This is a genomic window from Enterobacter cloacae complex sp. P24RS, from assembly GCF_014982165.1.
GTDB lineage: Bacteria > Pseudomonadota > Gammaproteobacteria > Enterobacterales > Enterobacteriaceae > Enterobacter > Enterobacter quasihormaechei.
In genome coordinates this window covers 240579-259073 of sequence record NZ_JADCKU010000002.1, presented here as the reverse complement: position 1 = coordinate 259073, position 18495 = coordinate 240579, and the positions used below count along the sequence as shown (strand labels likewise).

Genomic DNA, 18495 nt, shown 5'->3' with positions numbered 1-18495 from the left:
CGGAACGCGTTTTTTGTAGGCCCGGTAAGCGCAGCGCCACCGGGCGATTTTACAGAGGCAGGCGCATGGCGCAGCGGGAACCATACGCTAAACCGTGCGCCGCCTCTTCTTCACGTTTCTGATGCAGCTCCGGCGTCAGCGTTGCCATCATGTCAAACCCCAGCCGCGCATAGAACGGCGCGTTCCACGGGACATCACGAAACGTCGTTAACGTCAGCGAGGCGAGCCTCAGCGCGCGGGCACGCTCTGCAACACGGTTAATCAACCGGCGTCCAATCCCCTGTCCCTGCCAGTCCAGATCAACCGAGAGTTCCACGATAAACAGCGATGATGGATGGGCTTCGGCGAGAATAAAGCCCACCGGGCACCCGTCAGCCAGCGCCAGCCAGCTTAATCCCCGCGCGGCATAGCCGAGGTGATCCTCAACCGAAATTACGTCGCCGTCGGCAAGCCAGGCCAGCTCAGGAACGTCGCGAAACCGCTGCCCTGCCGCGCGTTCGATCGCGGGCAGGGCGGTTGCGTCATCGCAGGTTGTGGGGCGGATTTCAATGTTCATGGCGGGAAGTATAGCCTGAGCGACCGCTATTACTCCGAGCAAACCAGCACCGGCGAGTAAAAATTGCTGATCACCAGCGCGCTCTGCGGCGTGCGCTCTATCGTCAGGAGCCTTTTTTTCCCCAGCGTCAGGCCCGCGACGTACTTTTCAAACACCCCCGGCGGCATGGCGTCATGGCTGAAGCGCTCCACTTTTTGAATAATAATTTCATACAGCTCTCCCTCCACGTGCCGCCATTTAAACATCTCCTGACGAGAAACCTCCCAGCTGTTCGGGGCATTCTCGACGTTGCCGTTTAGCGTGATGTAGCCCGTTTTATCCGGGTGAAAACGCATTATGATCTCCCCGTCGAACGTGAATTCATGGTTGTCGCGCCTGTCGGAGAAGGTCAGGTTGCCATCGCAGGCCACCGACAGCGGGGGCGTGTAGTAATACCACGCCAGCGCGGCGCCCAGAAGCAGCAGGTTGAGGACCAGTATTAGCCACACTTTTTTGTGTTTCATATCACCACTCGTAATAGTAAAGCGTACGACAGGCGCTGGCTTTATCGTGCGTGAGCGAGCACTGGGATAGCACCAGCCGCCCTTCGTGACCGTAGAAAAGCGTTCTCTGAATGTGCATGTAAAAGATCGAATTTTTCAGGCACGGGAGATGACCGTCCTGCTGAAGCTTTTGCGCCAGGGCAATCGCCCTGTCGTGGAACACATCCGCCAGCGGCGTAAAGGTGTAAACCGGACACGTGTCGATATGGGTAAGCAGGTGAATTTCACTCTGCGGGGCATCTGGCTTAATGGCCGTTATCCAGACGCACAGCGCAACAATCGCCAGCGTGAGCGCGCCGCAGAACAGCAGTTCCGGACGAACGCGCCATGTCGGTTTCGTCGTTTCGCCCGCCGGCGCCTCTTCCTCCAGCGCTGTGACCGTGACGTCCGCGCAGAGCATAAAGCCCGTTTTCGGCACCGTGACGATAAACAGCACGTCGGGAAGCAGGCTGGCCAGCATTTTGCGCAAGATGCTGATGTACTGGTTTAACGAGTTGTTGGATCCCTGAAGCCCGCGCCGATCCCAGACCTCATGGAGGAACGTTTCCCGTTCGACGACGTTCCCGTGATGCTTCACCAGCAGCTTCAGGATGGTATTGGCCGTACAGGTGAGGATCTGCGCATCCTCGTCCGGCGCATTAACAGGAGCAATGGTACCGTCCTCATCGTTGTAAACGAGGGCGTCAGCAAGCAGGTATTTCATAAGTTGTTGTAATACAAACAGAGATATTCAATTAAAAAAAACAGGCATTACGCCTGAGCAAACAGCGTTGTTGGTTATTTTAGCGCCACTGTTACCGATAACATTGATCCAGACGGTTTTTTGGTGAGTTTAATAAGTCAGCGTGACTATCACGTCGTCAATGAACTCCCCCGTCCCGCTCAGGGGCTGGGCCGGAACCTCCCCGTAAACGGTGAAGTCCTGCGTGCCGCCGGCGGGGTTGGTGACGTTCAGCGTATCGCCGCTGCTTTGATCGCCCCAGCGCTGCGTCGCCCCCGCATCCTGCCAGAGCCCATAGCGCAGGCACTGCCCCTCATCGTTGCAAAGCTGCCGCCAGTCGCCGCTGGCATGATTGCCTTTCCCCATGGCAAGCGTGAATGCGGTTCCGGCCGGGCAGCGCGTGGTGAGGGTCGCCGTCGAGCGCGTGGGGCGCAGCGCGGTGGTGCTGGTCAGGGTACCGAAGTTCAGCGGGGTGACACGCTCTATGTAGCATCCCTCGCTGATTTCGGCCTGCGCATTGCTCCCGCCCTGCACCTGTTCCCCCTCCGCGGAGCCGTCTGCACAGCTTTGCAGGGCATCCTGGCGGGTGGCGCTGTGCCAGGCGATGCGCAGGTTCATGTTGTAGTTGTAATAGTGGGTCGCGGGGAGCTGGCTTTGCCCCGCCGGCAGGGTGGCGATAAGCGGAAAGCTGCCGCTGACGCTGGCGTTGCTTCCCGCCGTGATGGTCTGCTGGATGAGATCCCCGCGGCTGGCGGGGCCCAGCTCCTGCGATCGCGCGAGGCCGTTAAGCAGGCGAAACAGCAGGGTGTACTGCTTTCCCTCCTGGTCGCCTGTCGAGAGCATCTGAAAGGGCGGGGCGTCGATGCTGCTCAGACAGACGTTGATGTACTCTGCCGTGCCGAAGTTGTCGGCCTGACAGCTAAACTTTACCTCGGTGTTGGTCGAGGCGGCGTTACCCGGCACGACGTTGCCGAAGTTAATCACCGCGGGGGAGGTAATCCAGCACGCTGCCGCCATCGCCTTCATGGACAGCACAAGCAACAATGTTAACGGCGTTTTTATTGACACAGCTGTTCTCCAATATTGATTACGGTTGACGCGGTGCGCGGGGCCGGAAGCGTGACCCGGCACTCGCCTTCACCGGTTTTCACCACCAGCACGCCCGGCAGGGGCGGATCTTCAAGCCAGATAAACCCGTCGCGACCCACGATAGTGGCGCCGTGTGGCGTTGAAACGACGCTGCCCAGCGGCAGCGGCTGGCGGCGCCTGTCGACCAGCCGGGCCTGAACCGTTACGGCGCGATGGACGTTAAAATCGACTTTTACCGCGCTGCTGTTGCCCGGTCTGGCATACATGTCGGTGACGGGGGCGATGACGTCGGGCGGCAGATCCAGCGGATCGATGGTGACTTTGCTGTTGTGGTAGCGCGGCAGGTCGGTCAGCAGAAGGTATCCCTTCTCATCGGTCTCGCCCGCCCGGCGGTTTTCCAGCATCACCGGCACGTGCCCGATACCGCGCGTGGAGACCAGCGCCAGGCCCTGCTGGCTGTAGCGTAAAGCGTGCAGGCTGTTGTCCAGCAGCGTCAGGCTGCCTTCGGCCGAGGCGTACTGGTTAACCGCGTTAGTGCTCTGCTCCAGCCCGACGTGCCACTCTCCGGCGCGGCCAAGGTAGCCCACGTCTGCATACCTTTCCCGGTTTTGGCCAAAGCCCTGCCCCAGCTGCCAGGACCAGCCGCCCGCCTGATTGTCTGGCTGGTGACGATAGTCCACGCGCGGCCTTTCCCGGCTGGCCTGAACCGAGAGGGTATTCTGGCGGCCCAGCGGGACGGAGAGCATAAGCTGGATGTTGCTCGACCCGTCCGTAAACGAGCGGGTATAGCTCAGCGTGGTAGAGAGATGGGCCGGGAGCGAAACGGACCAGGAGGCATTGAGATAGCGCTGCCGGTTGCCCTGTATATTTTGCTGCACCCAGCCCGCACCCAGCGTGCCGAAGTGGGGAAATGCGTGGCTGACCCATACGCTGTCGCTGCGCCGGACGGGCTCGGCCCCGCTCATGCGGGCGTTATCGGCGAAGGCGGCATCGGTACGAACGGTGCTGGCGGAAAATCCTGTTCCGTTACCGTTCCACTGCCAGCCGATGCCCCACTGCATCCCCTTACCGTAGGCGCTGTCGCTCAGGGCAACGTGCGGGCTGAGAATGCCCGCACTGGGGGATATTAGCCAGTCCGCGCCTGTTCCCACGTTGCGCAGCTTTCGCTGCTGTTCCGTATGCAGCGCCAGCGTTAGCTGGTTGTTCATGCCATAGCGCCAGCCGGCGTCGAGCATCGGCGAGGCGGCATAATCATCGGAGCGCAGCGAATAGTTTTGCCGCATCCAGCCGATGTCCAGCGAGCCGCTGCTGAGCCCCTCCGCCAGCATTCCCGGCGCGCCGTACAAATCGAGCTGAACGGTGCGCCGCTGGCCGTTGATGTCGGTAATCACCACCTGCGCCTGCCCGCTGCCGGTAAAGGCGGGCAGGGTATCGAGCAGAAAATCTCCCGGCGTTACCTGCTGGCTGCTCTGCTTAAGGCCGTCGATGTAAAGATCGACCGTTGAAGGCAACACGGCCGTGTCGCTGTAGCGGCTGCGCGGTTCGGTGTTGAGCTGCGGATTGAGCTCAAAGTTGGGCGCCCAGTGCAGCCCGCCGAAGCGGACCTGGCGGCTCCAGCGGGTGCCGGTGGTGATGCTGTCCCCCAGGGCCAGGCTGGTCAGCGAGTCTGTGTTATCCCGCTGCCAGCGGGTTTCAAGGCGCGTATGGGTGGGGCGACCCGCGCTGTTTTCCTCCCCGGCATGGCTGGAAAAGCTGCTGCTGAACAGGCCGGGCAGCGGCCCGGAGGCGGACAGCGTGGTTTGCGCGTTAAGCTGGCGTTTTCCCTCGGACTCGCTGGCATAGAGCGCGTACCCGAGCGTAAAGGCGCTGACGGGCTGCGCTTCAGGATAGCGGTACTGCGAGGGAGGCCTCCCGAACGTCACGTGCTGCTGCCCCTCAAGCGCCTTCGCCTCGGCGCTGATGGACACCTGCTGCGAAAGCACGTCGAGGCTGACCTTCAGGCCCGGCAGGGACGTCAGTTCAACCCACTCGCTGCGGCCTTCCGGGGCGCGAAGCCCCAGCTTTGCGATGTCGCTGCGGCCAATCCACAACGCATCGCCCTCTACGCGGCAGGCCCACAGCTCGCCGCGCGGGGCGTGGTTTACGGTAATGGCCAGCCACTGAACGGCGTCAACCGGAGGTTCAGCCCGGGCTGCTGGCAGCATGAGCGGTAGCCAAAGCAGGAGCGCGAGCAGCGAGCGGGCGCAGTGGGATCTGGCTGGCATGGCGATCGTCATTGATGTAGGCGCGTAACGCGCTGAGCGCGTGGCGGGGAGTTTGCTTAAGCGGCACAAGCGCGGTCTGTCCCGGCAGCACATAGCCCGCCAGTCCTTTGACTGCGGCAGCAACCTGCCCGTCGGCCGTCAGCACCTGAAGGTGGCTGAGGCGAATATGGCGGTTTCCGGCGTTATAGCAGCGCAGCGTGGCCGGAATGTCGGCCTGTTCGCAGCTCAGGACAGCCTGGCTGACGGGCGTTGTCTGGCTTCCGGCGATGAAGACCGGAATCGAATAGCGCAGCAGGAAGTGGACCGCGCTGGGGTTGGCCGCACGGGACGCGGCGTCTGGCAGCTCATCGATGATCAGCCGGTAGCTTTGCTCCTGTTCATGAGCACCCGGCTGCATCACGATAATACGCACCAGCTGCTGCTGGCCCGGCGCCAGCGAGGTCATCGCCGGGCTGCTGACGACTTCCTCGGTCGCTTCCAGCACATCCTTGCCGTTTTTCTGGGACCATTCGTACACCCGTATCTGAGCGTGGATGGCCGTTTTCCCGCTGTTCGTGAGGTAAACGGCCGTTGCGCGTTGACCGCTCTGCATGTCGAGCGTCACGGGCGCGACCTGAAGCGTGGCGGCCAGCGCGTAGCGTGACAGCAGCGCCAGCATCATGAGCCAGATAATGAAGCAGGGAAGAAAGCGACGCACGATCAGTACTCCAGGTTTAAGGTAACATCGTCGCTGTAGGTACCCGCCTGGGCAGTCGTCAGGGCGCCCGCATCAATCACGCCATACAGCGTCTCTTCCTGTTTCATCCCGTTGCCGGTATCGGTGAGCCCCCCGGTGCCGGTGATTTGCGTCTGTTTGCCTTCGTCAGCAAACAGCTTCCACGCAATCTTTTGCGCGCCCGTTTCGCCGTTTTCCGGCTTCAGCCAGAAGGTGCCGTTCTCGCTGCTGTCGCTGCTGGTCGCGGAAAGGGTGAACGGGGTACCGTTGGTGCAGACGATATCGACCTGCGTCCTGGCCTCAATTTCACCGGCTTCATCCGTACCGTGGCGCGAGAAGTTGAGATCGTTGGCGTTGAGGGTGCAGGACTTTACCACCTCCAGTGAGACGTGCATCGTCGCGCTCGCGGTGCTGTTGTCTGCGGCGATTGCAGCGGCAGGAAGCAGGAGAACTGAACAACATACAGCGGTGGAGATAATTCTCATGATTGTATTTCCTAACGTGATTAACGGTGCATTGACAAAGAAGAGGACTGAGCGTCCAGCAGGCAGAGCTTCCGATGAAACTCCGCCAGGGTATGGCAGCAAAATTTGTTCATCGCGTTACGCTTGTGGGTGTAGATCGTTTTTGGTGATTTATTGAGGATTTGCGCGATACGTGCCGGGCAAAATCCTTTATGAAACAGCATGCAAACCCGCATCTCCTGATACGTCAGCGTGGCGGTATTTTCGAAGGTGAAGGTCGTGTCGCTAAAACAGCGGCTCAGCTGGGCAAGCGATACATTGTCCGCCACCGCTCTCGCCCGCTCGCCGCGCAGGAAGGCGTTGACGTCGCTGACCCGGTCCGCATCGGTAAATACCAGCCAGTCCGCGCCGGCATGGGTATCCAGCAGGCGTTCCTGTAGGCGCACAAGCCCTTCCGGACTCGCGTTTTTGATCCAGTACATATCAGGGCGAGGGGTGACCGCCGTCGAGATGAGCCACTCGAGGCCAAGCCATAAATAGGCGTTTTCGCTCAGGACGATGACCTGATAGCCAGCGTTAACGATACAAGACGTCACGATCTGCCCCACAGATAACCCTGGCCGTAATCGGCCACGCTGGCGCGGGCCAGTGCGAAATCCCCCGCGGTTTCGATGCCTTCTATCAACACCTTGCCGGCGAGACGTTTGCACTGGCGGGTGAGCTGTAAAAACTTTTCCCGCTCGGTGCGTCCGCTCCAGAAGGTATGCTTGTCAATTTTTACGCCGCAGAAGCGGATCTGGCTGGCAAGCAGGTCGGGAAGAATGTCTTCGCACACATCGTCGGCCCACACTTCTATTCCCCACTGGTGCAGCGTGGCGATGCACGTCCGCAGGGCCCGGCTTTGCGTATCGTCAAGGTGTACCAGCCTGTGAAGATCGGTGACTTCGATAGCAAGCCTCTCCGGGCTGGGCGTCTCTTCTTTCAGCCTGTCCAGGAAGTCCGTTTCCAGCAGCAGATCCGTCGTCGCGTTGAGATAATATTTGTCGCCCGCTTCGCAGAACATGGCATGACGAAGCTGCGCAAAGAAATGCGCTTTACGCTGCGTCGCGGACATTGAGCAAAAATAGTCTTCGAGATCGACGTGAGGCATCGCCGTGGACAATACCTCCCAGGCAATGACGTTTTCGCTGCGCAGTGCCCGGATGGATTCGAACTTGTAGCCGGTTAGCATGATAAAAGTGCGTAACGCTCCGTGGTAAATTCAGAAGCTGCACATTTTATAAATTGTGAATTTGACGGGATATTTATAAATAAAAATTGCTTATATATAGCGTTTTTATCTAATTTATAAACATTATAAAGGATTATATAATTTCAAAAACGCCCGACTGGAAGCCGGGCTTTGCGCGCGTTAGCCGTTGTTTTTGACGATTTTGATTTCCACCATGCCAATCCCAAGCTGGCGCGGGGCATGGCCGAGGATATTTCCTTCGTTAGTGGACTGCGGGTCTGGCGGCACGATCACCAGCGTATTGCTGCGCGAGGGGTTATCAAAATGCAGCGTGCTGGTGGAGACATCATTACTCAGCGTCAGCATCTGTTCTTTATCACCGACGCGCACCGGAATAGGGCGGTTTGCATTGGGACCAAATGCCCTGGCGGTGATCACCAGATCGAATTTCTCCGGCAGCGGATGGGTATACTCAATTTTCACCTCATCCCCCAGCTGTGCGTTAGACCAGCGCCCCCAGGATTCGGGACGTGAAATTCCGCTGAACTGCTTCACCTCTTCCGGCGCGCCGGCAACATTGAAGATGAAGCTGTCTGCTTTGTAGCGAATGTCGTTGTCGACGATTTTCAGCAGGTCAACGTTGCGCTGATAGCGTGCGGTATCAATGACCGTATCGTTAAACGCGGTTTTTCCCTGCCACTGCGGTTTGTCAACGTGTTGCACGGTCTGCTCACCGCCGAGTTGCCCCTGAGAAACGCACCAGTCGGTGGACAGCGACAGCTGTTGCGACCAGAGCTGGCCCATTTTGTAGCACCTGTCGACCCAGACGAAATTATCGCGCGGGGCGAATTCCGCCAGCTGGAAGCGCAGCGGCGCGGAGTATTCGCTTTCCGGCAGCGGCTCGACGCGCTTATCCGACACGCGCAGCAACAGAGGCAGGCGGAAGTGGCTGCCGGAGAAGGCGATCGTTTTTTTATCCCGATCGATGGTGAAATCGTTTATCTCTTTCGGGAAGTTCCACAGGCGGATGATATCCGGCTTCCAGGCGAGGATTTTTTCCTTCATGTTGAGGAAGATTTCCGACAGGGACTGCCCCGACAGCGTGCTGCGGCCCAGGCCGATAAAGTTGTCGCCGCCCAGAATATCGAGCACGGTAGCGCCGTTATCCATCGAGTTACGCTTAGCGGCAATGACCTCCTGCTGCGGTTTATCGCCGCGCAGCACAAAGAACAGGTTGCTGCGATCGCGCTTGTTCAGCTCATCCCAGGCGCTGTTTTTCATCGCCAGATGGTCAGACGACACGACGATGACCGTATTTTTGAAATAGGGCGACGCTTTAATTTTCTCAATTAACGCCGCGATATGCTCCTGGCTACAGGTTACGGCGCTGAACGACTTATTGTTTTTGCCGTCAATGTCGTAGCCCTTACGCTTACAGGTGCGCGAGACGAAACCATCCGGGTGGTGCGTGTCGACGGTCAGCGCAAACAGCGAGAAGCGTTTACCGGCGCGAGAAAGCTCCTCGAATTTCTTCCAGGTTTCATCCAGAACGGTATCGTCGTAAAAGCCCCAGTCGTTACGGTAAGCCGGATCGGCCACGGTAGTTTTCAGCTCTTCAGAACCGTACAGGTGATCGAAACCGTGGGATTTCAGGAACACGTCTTTCCCGGCGAAGCGCAGGTTAGCGCCCTGCATAAAGTAGTTTTCATAGCCCGAGTTTTTCAGGATATCGCCGAGGCATACGTTCTGCGGGAAGAAGCTCGACATTGAGGCGGAGGCGTTACCCTCAAACGGGGCGAACAGGGGGATGCCGCACTGGGAGGCCACCATCCCGGCAATGGTGTAATCTGTGCCGGGCAGCTGCGCGGTGTGGCTGAAGTCGAGGCCCTGATTTTTCAGCGCGCCGAGCTCCGGCGTCAGGTTCGGAAACGCCTCGTTGTCAAACCAGGTGCGCTCCAGACTCTCCCCATAGATGTAGACCAGGTTGAGTTTGGGGTTGTCGATTTTTTTCGCCGGCTCTTTGTAATAGGCCACGAAGTCCGGATCGCCATCGCGCGACTGGGATTTTACCAGCTCGGTAATCTGATGGAAGGCCGGGCTGGCATCCACGGAGGCCAGCGCCAGGCACAGCGCCAGCAGGCTGTAGCCATGGTGATGCGGGCGGTGACGGCGACGGCGCAGCACCCAGGCCAGCGCAGCGAAGATGCCCACCAGCGCGACCACCAGCCCCAGACCGGGGAGAATGTATTTGCCCACGCCTGCGCCGGTGAGGCTGTTCGTCAGGGTGTAGAGCACCGCGTCGTTAATACCGTCGCCGGTAAAGTAGTCGCTGGCATATAAGGTAATGTTTAAAACAATAAAAATGCCGAGCACGACCAGGGTGGCAACAAACCACCAGGTGTGACGACCGGCTTTCCAGGCATAAACGCCGATGGATGCCAGAAAAAGGACAAGGGATAGTAACTCTGACAACAGCAGATCCTCATCATGCCGGACGCTTAGCCGGCTAATAGCTTATTTTTTTGGGTAATACACTGTAATTGCGATGTCGCTTAGCTGCAATTTTAGTGTCACGAAAGTGTGCTGTGGTTAGGATTTGGTTTATAAAACCGGTTTTTTGTGGACGGTCGCATCCTGACAGACGGACGCTGAGGCGGTAGAGAAAGAGAAAAATGCACGCTTCACGCCGCGCTGAAGGAGTAACGTCATAAACGCGGCGTGTTGTGGCAGAAAACGGGGGTCAGGAGAGGAAATTAACGCCCTGTTTCAGCACCAGATCGCAGGCTTTTGTTTTCACCTGTTTTGCCAGAGAGGAGTTTCCAAGGGTGCTCAGGTTCAGCTGCTGACCATTTTGCGCGTTCAGCAGACCCTGAATACCGTCCATATAGTTGGTATCCGCTTTCTGCTCCTGGGTGTCCAGGCCCAGCTTGCCCAGCACCTGATTCTTGATGTTTTCGGTATCGGTCACGGACGCCAGCTTCTGCTTCGCACAGTATTCCAGGATGCCCGCGGCGTTGTTCATCGTGCCGGCGCTCAGGCTCTGGGAACTGTTGCCCAGCAGGCCGGTGAGGGAAGCAGCCGACAGCCCGCCCTGAGACGTGCCGCTCTCTTTGGTTAACTCATTCGCCGCGCTGGAAAGCGACTCCTGCCATGAAGCGGCCTGCGCTGCGCCAGCCACCAGCAGGGCGCCAGAAAGAATGCTGATAAGAAACTGTTTTTTCATAATGACTTACTCAATAGGGCCGGAAGGGGCTCCAGTATATACCTCTGCTCCTCCGGCGCTCCCTGGAAATGTCTTAATACTCTTTGCCGGTGACGCGGCTGCGATAGCTGTCCCAGTCGAAGATGACGTACAGGCTGTTGCCCAGCTTCATGCGGTCCATCACTCGCTCGCCCAGCAGGCGGGTCATCTCGTCGATATTGTGGTTCGTCAGCATACCGGTGGGGCGTTTTGACGACGAACGGCGATCCACAATCTGGTTAATGATCACTTTTTCGTAGCGGGATTCGGTCTGGACGCCGATCTCGTCGATCACCAGCAGATCCACGTTACTTAAATCATTCAGCAGCTGCTCTTCGCTGGTTTCGCGGTTGCTGAAGGTGTCCTTCATGGCGGACATGATGTCGGCCACGGTGATAATCAGCACTGATTTCCCGCGCAGCAGCAGCTCGTTGCAGATAGCGGCCGCCAGGTGATTTTTTCCGGTGCCGGGCTTACCGCTAAAGATGAAGCTCGCGATGTTGCCGTCAAATTCTTCCACGTACTGGCGCGCCTGGTTAAGGGCGTTCATCTGCCCCTGTGATTCGACCTTATAATTGTCGAAGGAGCAGTTCTGGTGCAGGGGGCGAATGCCCGAGCGGTTAAAGGTGCGCTGCATTTTCATCGCGCGGTTTTCGCGGGCGAGAGCTGCCGCACGGATTTCACCCTGCTCTTTTTGCCACGCCAGCAGCTCTTCACCGGTGGTGAAGGCGGGCTTCACGTTGGCTGGCATCATCTTCTGCAAACGTTTCATCAGGTCGCCGACGTTTTTCATTTCGCACCTCGAAATCCATCAGGAATTTTTTTGTCCGGTTCTGAAAAGGCATTGATATCACGTTTTGGCTGGCCGTTGGTGCTGGCGCGGTTGATTTGCAGGCTGCGCGCAAGTTTTTGCTGCCACTGAACATGGTGGAATACTTTTCCCTCAGCCTGCCAGTAAGCGGTAAAGGCCGCCAGCTCTTCCGGCGTCGCGGGCTGCGAGAGGGCTATTCCCCATAAGGCCGCCTGGCGCTGAAAATCGGCATCCGGCTGCCAGCCAGCGTACATGGGAAATTTCCCCATCGGCACGGTCACCGGGGCGCTGGTGGGTTCGTCAAAAAACTGATTATCCAGCATGACGTCGCTCGCCGGGCGCGAGAGCCTCGCTTCAATGTCCAGAAGCTGCGCCAGACGTTCCGGCGTGACCGCATAAAACGCCGGGGCGTTGTCGGCAAATACCGCGAGCGTGCCGCCTTCGGCGCGCGTCAACACACCGCGAGGGTCGCGCATAAAGGCATCAATGCCAGCAATGCTGGTGGTCAGGATTCTGGAGGACATAACACTTTCTCAACTGATTACTACGGGCGTGATTGAGGGTTATGGTAGCACAGAGAGAGGGGAGGAAAGGAGAGGATTTCCCCGGCGGCGCTGCGCCACCGGGGCAACAATCAGAGGCGCTGTTTACGCGATGATGTTGAGCGTCACGTCGATATTGCCGCGCGTTGCGTTAGAGTACGGGCATACGATGTGGGCGGCATCCACCAGCTTTTTGGCTTCCGCAGCGTCCATCCCTTCAACGTGGATGTTCAGCTTCGCTTCGATACCGAAACCGGTTGGCAGCGGCCCGATCCCCACTTCGCCTTCAATAAAAGCGTCTTTTGGCAGGGCGAATTTGTCGCGGGCTGCAACGAACTTCATCGCGCCCAGGAAGCAGGCAGAGTAGCCCGCCGCGAACAGCTGCTCAGGGTTAGTGACTTCTCCCCCCATGCCACCCATCTCTTTTGGCACGCCCAGCTTGACGTCCAGGACACCATCGGAAGAGGTTGCGCGACCGTCACGGCCTCCGGTTGCTTTGGCTTTGGCAGTGTAGACAACTTTTTCTAAAGACATGGCAGGTTCCTCATCTTGTGTTTAAGTGTGCTATTAAATAGCGCGCGATGTATATGGTTAAAATTAGACGCGTAAAGTATAGCCTTACGCGCGATGCAGCTGTTGGCGCAGCAGTTCGAGCTGTTGTTTAAGTGTAAGCATGGTGTCGGTATCACACTGCGCGGCGCAGCCCACGGCATGCGGGATAGTCACGGCCTGCTGTTGCAGATCCCGACCCGCGTCGCTCAGGGTGACGGCAACCTGACGTTCGTCCTGACGGGAGCGCTGGCGGGAGATCAGTCCTGCGCTTTCCAGGCGTTTCAGCAGGGGCGTCAGCGTGGCAGAATCCAGAAACAGCCGCTCGCCAATGTCCGACACCGTAATATCATCCTGCTCCCACAGCACCAGCATCACCAGGTATTGCGGGTAGGTCAGGTTAAGCGGTGCCAGCAGTTGCCGGTACAGCTTGTTAAGCGCCAGGTTTGCCGAATAGAGGGCAAAACAGAGCTGGTTATCCAGCAGAAGCGCATTGGTGGTGTCGTTCGTTTTTGCGTCCATGAAATGAATATAGATAGTGCGCGATACAATTGCAAGCGATTTTATTATACACGCGGACGTTTACGGTAAAGCCATAATCCGGGTATCGACAAACCGATTGAGAGCGCGCCCACAATCGACGAGGCCTTGAGGAAGTTGCTCAGGAGCAGGATCATTTGGGGTTCGCTGTAGCCAAAGTGGCTGATTTTTACGGCGGAAATCATGGCCGTATAGGCCGAAATGCCCGGGAACATAGGAATGACTGCCGCCACGGTGAACACCTTCGGGTGTGCCAGATACCAGCGTGACCACTGGATACCGATGCTGCCGACCAGCATGGCGGCAATAAACGTCGACCATTCGATATTAAAGCCCGCGGTCATCATCACCATACGCGAGCCGTGGCCAATGGCGCCGAGCAGCGCGCACCAGGGTAACGCACGCTGTGGGACGTTAAACACCATCGCAAATCCAACGGCGGGAAGGGCTGCCAGGAGCATGTCCTGCGCCAGTGCGAGCAGAAAATCTATCACGCCCATCCGCGTAACCCCCACATCGTCATTGCCATGACCACCCCGATACAGGTTGCCAGCGTCAGCAGGCTGGCTATCGCCCAGCGCGCCAGACCGGTATTGATATGGCCTTTAAACATATCGGCGACGGCGTTGATTAAGGGAAAACCCGGCACCAGCAGCAATACGCTGGCGGCCATCGCAACCGTAGGCGTGCTGGCGAAGACGGGCTGGCGCAGCAGCAGGCCGGAGACGGTTGTCGCCACAAAGGCCGTAATGCAGAAATTAATCTGCGGATGCAGCTGCCTGTGGGTCAGAAGCTGGCGGACGTACATCGCGATGCTGCTGGCAAAGAAGGTCACCACCGCGCCGTCCCACCCGCCGTTGTTGAGCTTACAGAAGCAGGCGCAGGACAGCCCCACCATCAAAACAACCAGCCAGCGCGGATAGCGCAGGGGTTTGATTTGGTTGAAACGTTTTTCTATCTCCCGGAGATCGAGCAGCTTGTGTTCAGCGAGGATCACGATGTGCTGCACTTCCGTGACCACGTGCATGTTAATGCCGCGATCGTGATTTTTACGCGTGGAGGTCAGGCACTGTCCGTCCTTAATGGTGGTCAGCACAATGGCATTTGACGAGATGGAACTCTCCACGCTGTCCATCCCCAGCGCCAGCCCGAGGCGCGTGGAAAGTTCTTCGACGAGGGCGCTTTCTGCCCCGTGCTGTAAGAGGAAAAGCCCGCACTGAATACATAGCCGCGTTGCGGCACGCTGCGTAGACCGATCTGCCTGCATGAAACGCCCTGAAAAGAAGAGAGATTGCTTACTTTTAACACAAAGTGCGGTGGCCGTTGTGCTGGGCCAGATCAAGATTTGTGCGATTGGCTGCGCATCTGAAGTCGGGAAGAGAAAACGTATTTTATTTATTTAATGAATATAAACGAAGAACATATATAAACAATATATTAAGTATTTCTAATTTCATATTGTCGATATTTTCAGGTGTTTTTAATTAAATATTTATGGTCTTTATGCGATATTAAGCCTGTATTGGGCGTTTCATAACCCAAGCGACATATCTTAGCGAGTGCGAGTTTTAAGCCGTGTTGTACGTAGGGATGCAGGCGTGTTTAACCTCGTAGGGTTTTCACGTTATTAAATTAATGTATTAAAGACATGGAGGGTCTATGTTGCCATTGAATGGTAAACACGGAGTTGTGATCAGTAGAGTACCCGTAATGCAAAATGGGTTAGGGGGCGTCATGACGCGCCATTTTCCCGATTTTGAGATAACGTACTGCCGTTCGATGCAGGAGTTGACGCTGCTCCAGCTGCGTCGCGCTGGGGTCGTTATTGCCGATATTTCGGGTGAATATCGTAATCCGCGTGGCACGCTTGAGCAGTATTATGGATTAATGAATCAGTACCGGGATATTCACTGGATTTTCCTCGTCTCGCGTCCTCTTTATCCGCTTGCGGTAGAGCTGCTTATGCGCCCGGAAAGCACGCTGCTTTCAGATATGGAACCGATTGAAGGCGTTATTAACGCTATTCGCGCGGGCAGTGAACGTGCCGAGCGAATAAGCCAGACGTTATTAATACCAGAAAATCCTGATATTGAAGAGGAGAGTGAGCAAGCGATCGTGCTCACCCACTCTGAACGTAAGGTGTTGCGTTTATTGGGTAAGGGTTGGGGAATCAACCAAATAGCCACACTGCTGAATAAAAGTAATAAAACGATCAGTGCACAGAAAAACAGTGCAATGCGCCGCTTATCACTGCGCAGCAATGCCGATATGTACGCGTGGATAAGCAGTACTCAGGGAATGCGAGAGCTCAGTTTAATGTCGGCTTATGGAGAGTTTGAGGAATGGAAAAGACCACTGCAACAAAACATATCGCCGTCATCGAAAGTTGCTCAATGAGCGCTGTGGGGCTGAGGCATCTCTTTGCGATGCCCGCCCTGAGCCATTACCAGGTGCATCTGTTTAGCAGATTCGACAGCTTCAAAGCGGCGCTCTCGGAAATCTCATTCTTTGCGGTAATTTATTCATTGTCTGATGAGCGTGAGGAGCGGCGAAACTGTCTGGCCTGTTTGCGGGATCTCACCTTCACCCACAGCGACGTCCAGCGTATCGTGCTGGCTTCTGATGAAATGGAGGCGAGACTGGTCAGCCATCTTTCGCCTTCTCGCTTACATGGGATCATCAGTAAATCGGTTCCGCTAAAGCAGTTATTGGAGGGGCTGGAGACACTGCTCAGTGAAACACATCAGGTGAATGACAACGTGTTCAATCATTGGTGTGTGAGCCAGAATCGCATGCTAAGCCCAACCGAAAGGGCCATACTGCGCTATATGTCATCGGGTTTTTCGATCCCTGAAATAGCGGCACAGCTTGAACGCAATATTAAAACCATTCGGGCGCATAAGTTTAACGCAATGGTAAAGCTGGGCGTCAATTCTGACGTGGGGTTACTGGATGCGGCGGATATCCTGGCGCATCTCCCCGTCAGGGAAGTGCGTCGTTCCGCTCTCACCGTTCCTTCCTTCTCTTAGCGTTAAGAGGTGCGCCAGAGTGCTTCTGGCGCAACGTTCAAATACAGACATCGACCCATTTTGCTGCGGTCAGTTCCGCCATTCTGTCGGGGGATATACGCACCGCGCTGTGGATGGCACCCGCTGCGGGTAATACTTCCGCGTACTGTTTTAATGTGATGTCACAGTAAACAGAGAGGGGGTTTTCCAGCCCGAAAGGGCAGACGCCGCCCACAGGATGACCCGTCAGGGTGACGACCTCATCGCTGCTGAGCATGCGGGCTTTTGCACCAAATGTCTCTTTGAGCTTTTTGTTATCAAGACGCGCATCGCCTTTTGCGACCACCAGAATCACGTCATTTTTAATCTTCAGTGATAGCGTTTTGGCAATCTGGCCGGGTTCAACGTTGTGCGCGGCAGCAGCAAGTGCAACAGTCGCTGTGCTTTGATTAAGCTCAATGATCTCTATATCCGGAGCGTGTTCGGCGAAAAACTGCTGTACAGACTGCAAACTCATTGATTCCTCCTGACAAATATCCTGCGTAATCTGTCATAAGAATTTAGTCGCTGTAAATATCCCTTAAGTAACAAATATTCGTCAGGGTCGATTTCTGGATCGCCTTCACATTCACAGAAACCGGTTACAGTAACCGGTTGCAGAGCGTGATGCAGAGATTAATACTGAGGGTGTAACTTCCCCTGTATCTAATAATAAGAGCTAATTATGAAACCATTCCGTTTGAGCAGTACCGCGGGTACACGATCCGGCAAGGTTGTGACGCTGAATTATGGAACAACGTGTGACGTGAGAACGTCCGAAACGAACGTCTGACAGGAGATCTGCTATGTCTGCCAACCATGCTGCATTTAATCTGATTTTCCGCTTCGTTGAGAATTACGTCAGCCCCGTTGCCGGGCGGATCTCTTCTCAGCGTCATGTGATGGCGATTCGCGACGGGTTCATCTCGGCGATGCCGTTTATGATTGTGGGTTCGTTTTTATTAGTGTTCGCTTATCCTCCTTTTTCGCCTGATACCACCTGGGGTTTTGCCCGCGCCTGGCTGGATATGGCGAAGCAGTTTGAAGGACAAATTCTGACGCCGTTTGATATGACGATGGGCGTGATGTCCCTTTATATCTGTGCGGCTATCGCCTACAACCTGGGCAAACATTACGTTAAAACCCATCAGCTGGATCCGTTCATGTGTGCCATGCTGTCGCTAATGGCGTTTCTGCTGGTGGCGGCCCCTAAAACCAAAGGCGCTTTGCCGGTCGATAGCCTGGGAGGGACCGGGATTTTCACCGCGATTCTGGTGGCGATTTATTGCGTTGAGATGATGCGTTTTCTGAAGGCTCACAACATCGGGATCCGCCTGCCGGACCAGGTTCCGCCGATGATCAAAAACTCGTTTGACCTGCTGATCCCGGTACTGGTGGTGGTGTTGACGCTTTATCCGCTGAGCCTGCTGATCCAGTCGCAGTTCGGCATGCTGATCCCGCAGGCCATTATGTCGATCTTTAAGCCGCTGGTCTCTGCGGCTGACTCGCTGCCTGCCATCCTGCTGGCGGTGCTGATTGGCCACCTGCTGTGGTTTGCCGGGATCCACGGCGCAGCGATTGTCTCCGGGATGCTGCAAATGTTCTGGCTGACCAACCTGGGGGCGAACCAGACCGCGCTGGCGGCGAGCCTGCCTTTGCCACACATCTTTATGGAGGCCTTCTGGACGTTCTTTATCGTTATCGGTGGGTCAGGCGCGACGATGGGGCTGGTGTTCTGCTACCTGCGCAGCCGCTCCGCGCACCTGCGTTCGATTGGCCGCCTCAGCGTGGTGCCGAGCATATTCAACATCAATGAACCGGTGATTTTTGGCACGCCGATTGTGATGAACCCGGTGTTCTTTATTCCTTTCCTGCTGGCGCCGATGGTCAACGCCGTGCTGGCATGGGCAGCGATGAAGTTTGATCTGATTGGCCGCGTGATTTCCGTGGTGCCGTGGACGGCGCCGGCGCCGGTTGGTGCGGCCTGGGCGCTGGGCTGGGATTTCCGCGCCGCCATTCTGGTGCTGGTCCTGGCCTGCGTTTCCGCCATTATCTATTTCCCGTTCTTCAAGGTGTACGAGAAGCAGCTGCTTCAGCAGGAAGCGGAAGAAGCACAGCGTAACGGGGAAGAGGAAAATCAGCAGATAGCGTAGGTAAAAGCAAAACGGCAACGCAGGTTGCCG

General features: G+C 56.7%; 21 protein-coding genes. 3 read left to right on the top strand and 18 right to left on the bottom strand.

Annotated features, from left to right (window positions below; translation table 11 throughout):
- Positions 1-49: 49 nt before the first annotated feature.
- The 17 genes from INF58_RS02065 to INF58_RS01985 all read right to left on the bottom strand — a co-directional run bounded on the left by INF58_RS02065 (position 50) and on the right by INF58_RS01985 (position 14532).
- Positions 50-556, bottom strand: a complete 507-nt coding sequence (locus INF58_RS02065) for a GNAT family N-acetyltransferase (RefSeq protein WP_193526889.1) — start codon at positions 554-556, stop codon at positions 50-52.
- Positions 557-585: 29 nt separating this feature from the next.
- Positions 586-1059, bottom strand: a complete 474-nt coding sequence (locus tag INF58_RS02060; protein ID WP_063867381.1) for a hypothetical protein — start codon at positions 1057-1059, stop codon at positions 586-588.
- 1 nt (position 1060) lies between these two features.
- Positions 1061-1801, bottom strand: a complete 741-nt coding sequence (locus INF58_RS02055) for a transcriptional regulator (RefSeq protein ID WP_063867382.1) — start codon at positions 1799-1801, stop codon at positions 1061-1063.
- Between the two features lie 129 nt (positions 1802-1930).
- Entirely contained in the window at positions 1931-2887 is a 957-nt protein-coding gene (locus tag INF58_RS02050) for a spore coat U domain-containing protein (RefSeq protein WP_193526888.1), read from the bottom strand.
- Positions 2878-5172, bottom strand: coding sequence for a fimbria/pilus outer membrane usher protein (locus tag INF58_RS02045; RefSeq protein ID WP_227414978.1), 2295 nt, complete (start codon positions 5170-5172; stop codon positions 2878-2880). The genes INF58_RS02050 and INF58_RS02045 overlap by 10 nt, the downstream gene beginning before the upstream one ends.
- Complete coding sequence (locus tag INF58_RS02040; RefSeq protein ID WP_063450748.1) at positions 5090-5869, bottom strand: molecular chaperone; 780 nt, start codon at positions 5867-5869, stop codon at positions 5090-5092. Before INF58_RS02040 ends, INF58_RS02045 begins: the two co-directional genes overlap by 83 nt.
- A 2-nt stretch (positions 5870-5871) precedes the next feature.
- Positions 5872-6372 carry a spore coat protein U domain-containing protein gene (locus INF58_RS02035; protein ID WP_063450747.1) on the bottom strand — a complete coding sequence of 167 codons (501 nt, stop codon included), beginning with the start codon at positions 6370-6372 and terminating at the stop codon, positions 5872-5874.
- Between the two features lie 20 nt (positions 6373-6392).
- Positions 6393-6947 (bottom strand): LuxR C-terminal-related transcriptional regulator, encoded by a 555-nt coding sequence (locus tag INF58_RS02030; RefSeq protein WP_193526887.1) that lies wholly within the window; start codon positions 6945-6947, stop codon positions 6393-6395.
- The gene (locus INF58_RS02025; RefSeq protein ID WP_063867385.1) at positions 6944-7582 is read right to left on the bottom strand and encodes an EAL domain-containing protein; all 639 of its coding nucleotides are present in this window, start codon (positions 7580-7582) and stop codon (positions 6944-6946) included. The genes INF58_RS02030 and INF58_RS02025 overlap by 4 nt, the downstream gene beginning before the upstream one ends.
- Before the next feature lie 180 nt (positions 7583-7762).
- Positions 7763-10054 carry a phosphatidylglycerol--membrane-oligosaccharide glycerophosphotransferase gene (gene opgB, locus INF58_RS02020; RefSeq protein ID WP_193526886.1) on the bottom strand — a complete coding sequence of 764 codons (2292 nt, stop codon included), beginning with the start codon at positions 10052-10054 and terminating at the stop codon, positions 7763-7765.
- A gap of 268 nt (positions 10055-10322) precedes the next feature.
- The gene (locus INF58_RS02015; protein WP_063867387.1) at positions 10323-10805 is read right to left on the bottom strand and encodes a DUF2501 domain-containing protein; all 483 of its coding nucleotides are present in this window, start codon (positions 10803-10805) and stop codon (positions 10323-10325) included.
- Between the two features lie 73 nt (positions 10806-10878).
- Complete coding sequence (dnaC, locus tag INF58_RS02010; RefSeq protein WP_193526885.1) at positions 10879-11616, bottom strand: DNA replication protein DnaC; 738 nt, start codon at positions 11614-11616, stop codon at positions 10879-10881.
- Positions 11613-12158, bottom strand: a complete 546-nt coding sequence (dnaT, locus tag INF58_RS02005; RefSeq protein ID WP_064910162.1) for a primosomal protein DnaT — start codon at positions 12156-12158, stop codon at positions 11613-11615. Before dnaT ends, dnaC begins: the two co-directional genes overlap by 4 nt.
- A gap of 123 nt (positions 12159-12281) precedes the next feature.
- Positions 12282-12710, bottom strand: a complete 429-nt coding sequence (locus tag INF58_RS02000) for an organic hydroperoxide resistance protein (RefSeq protein WP_003856578.1) — start codon at positions 12708-12710, stop codon at positions 12282-12284.
- A gap of 84 nt (positions 12711-12794) precedes the next feature.
- Positions 12795-13247 carry a MarR family winged helix-turn-helix transcriptional regulator gene (locus INF58_RS01995; protein ID WP_193526884.1) on the bottom strand — a complete coding sequence of 151 codons (453 nt, stop codon included), beginning with the start codon at positions 13245-13247 and terminating at the stop codon, positions 12795-12797.
- A gap of 44 nt (positions 13248-13291) precedes the next feature.
- Positions 13292-13765, bottom strand: a complete 474-nt coding sequence (locus tag INF58_RS01990) for a threonine/serine exporter (RefSeq protein WP_063450740.1) — start codon at positions 13763-13765, stop codon at positions 13292-13294.
- A complete protein-coding gene (locus INF58_RS01985) occupies positions 13756-14532 on the bottom strand; it encodes a threonine/serine exporter ThrE family protein (RefSeq protein ID WP_107534649.1) in 777 nt (258 codons plus the stop codon). Before INF58_RS01985 ends, INF58_RS01990 begins: the two co-directional genes overlap by 10 nt.
- Positions 14533-14924: 392 nt before the next feature.
- Here INF58_RS01985 and INF58_RS01980 point away from each other — a divergent pair, with 392 nt between their 5' ends.
- Together INF58_RS01980 and bglJ are read left to right on the top strand one after the other, a co-directional pair.
- Positions 14925-15662: a response regulator transcription factor gene (locus INF58_RS01980; protein ID WP_193526883.1), complete on the top strand. Its 738-nt coding sequence runs from the start codon at positions 14925-14927 to the stop codon at positions 15660-15662.
- Positions 15659-16294 carry a DNA-binding transcriptional activator BglJ gene (bglJ, locus tag INF58_RS01975; protein ID WP_063867393.1) on the top strand — a complete coding sequence of 212 codons (636 nt, stop codon included), beginning with the start codon at positions 15659-15661 and terminating at the stop codon, positions 16292-16294. The genes INF58_RS01980 and bglJ overlap by 4 nt, the downstream gene beginning before the upstream one ends.
- A gap of 37 nt (positions 16295-16331) precedes the next feature.
- On the opposite strand, the gene INF58_RS01970 is transcribed toward bglJ, so the two are convergent.
- Positions 16332-16790 carry a YbaK/EbsC family protein gene (locus tag INF58_RS01970; protein WP_003856572.1) on the bottom strand — a complete coding sequence of 153 codons (459 nt, stop codon included), beginning with the start codon at positions 16788-16790 and terminating at the stop codon, positions 16332-16334.
- A gap of 328 nt (positions 16791-17118) precedes the next feature.
- Here INF58_RS01970 and INF58_RS01965 point away from each other — a divergent pair, with 328 nt between their 5' ends.
- Positions 17119-18465 carry a PTS sugar transporter subunit IIC gene (locus INF58_RS01965; protein WP_063450736.1) on the top strand — a complete coding sequence of 449 codons (1347 nt, stop codon included), beginning with the start codon at positions 17119-17121 and terminating at the stop codon, positions 18463-18465.
- The last annotated feature ends 30 nt before the right edge of the window (positions 18466-18495 follow it).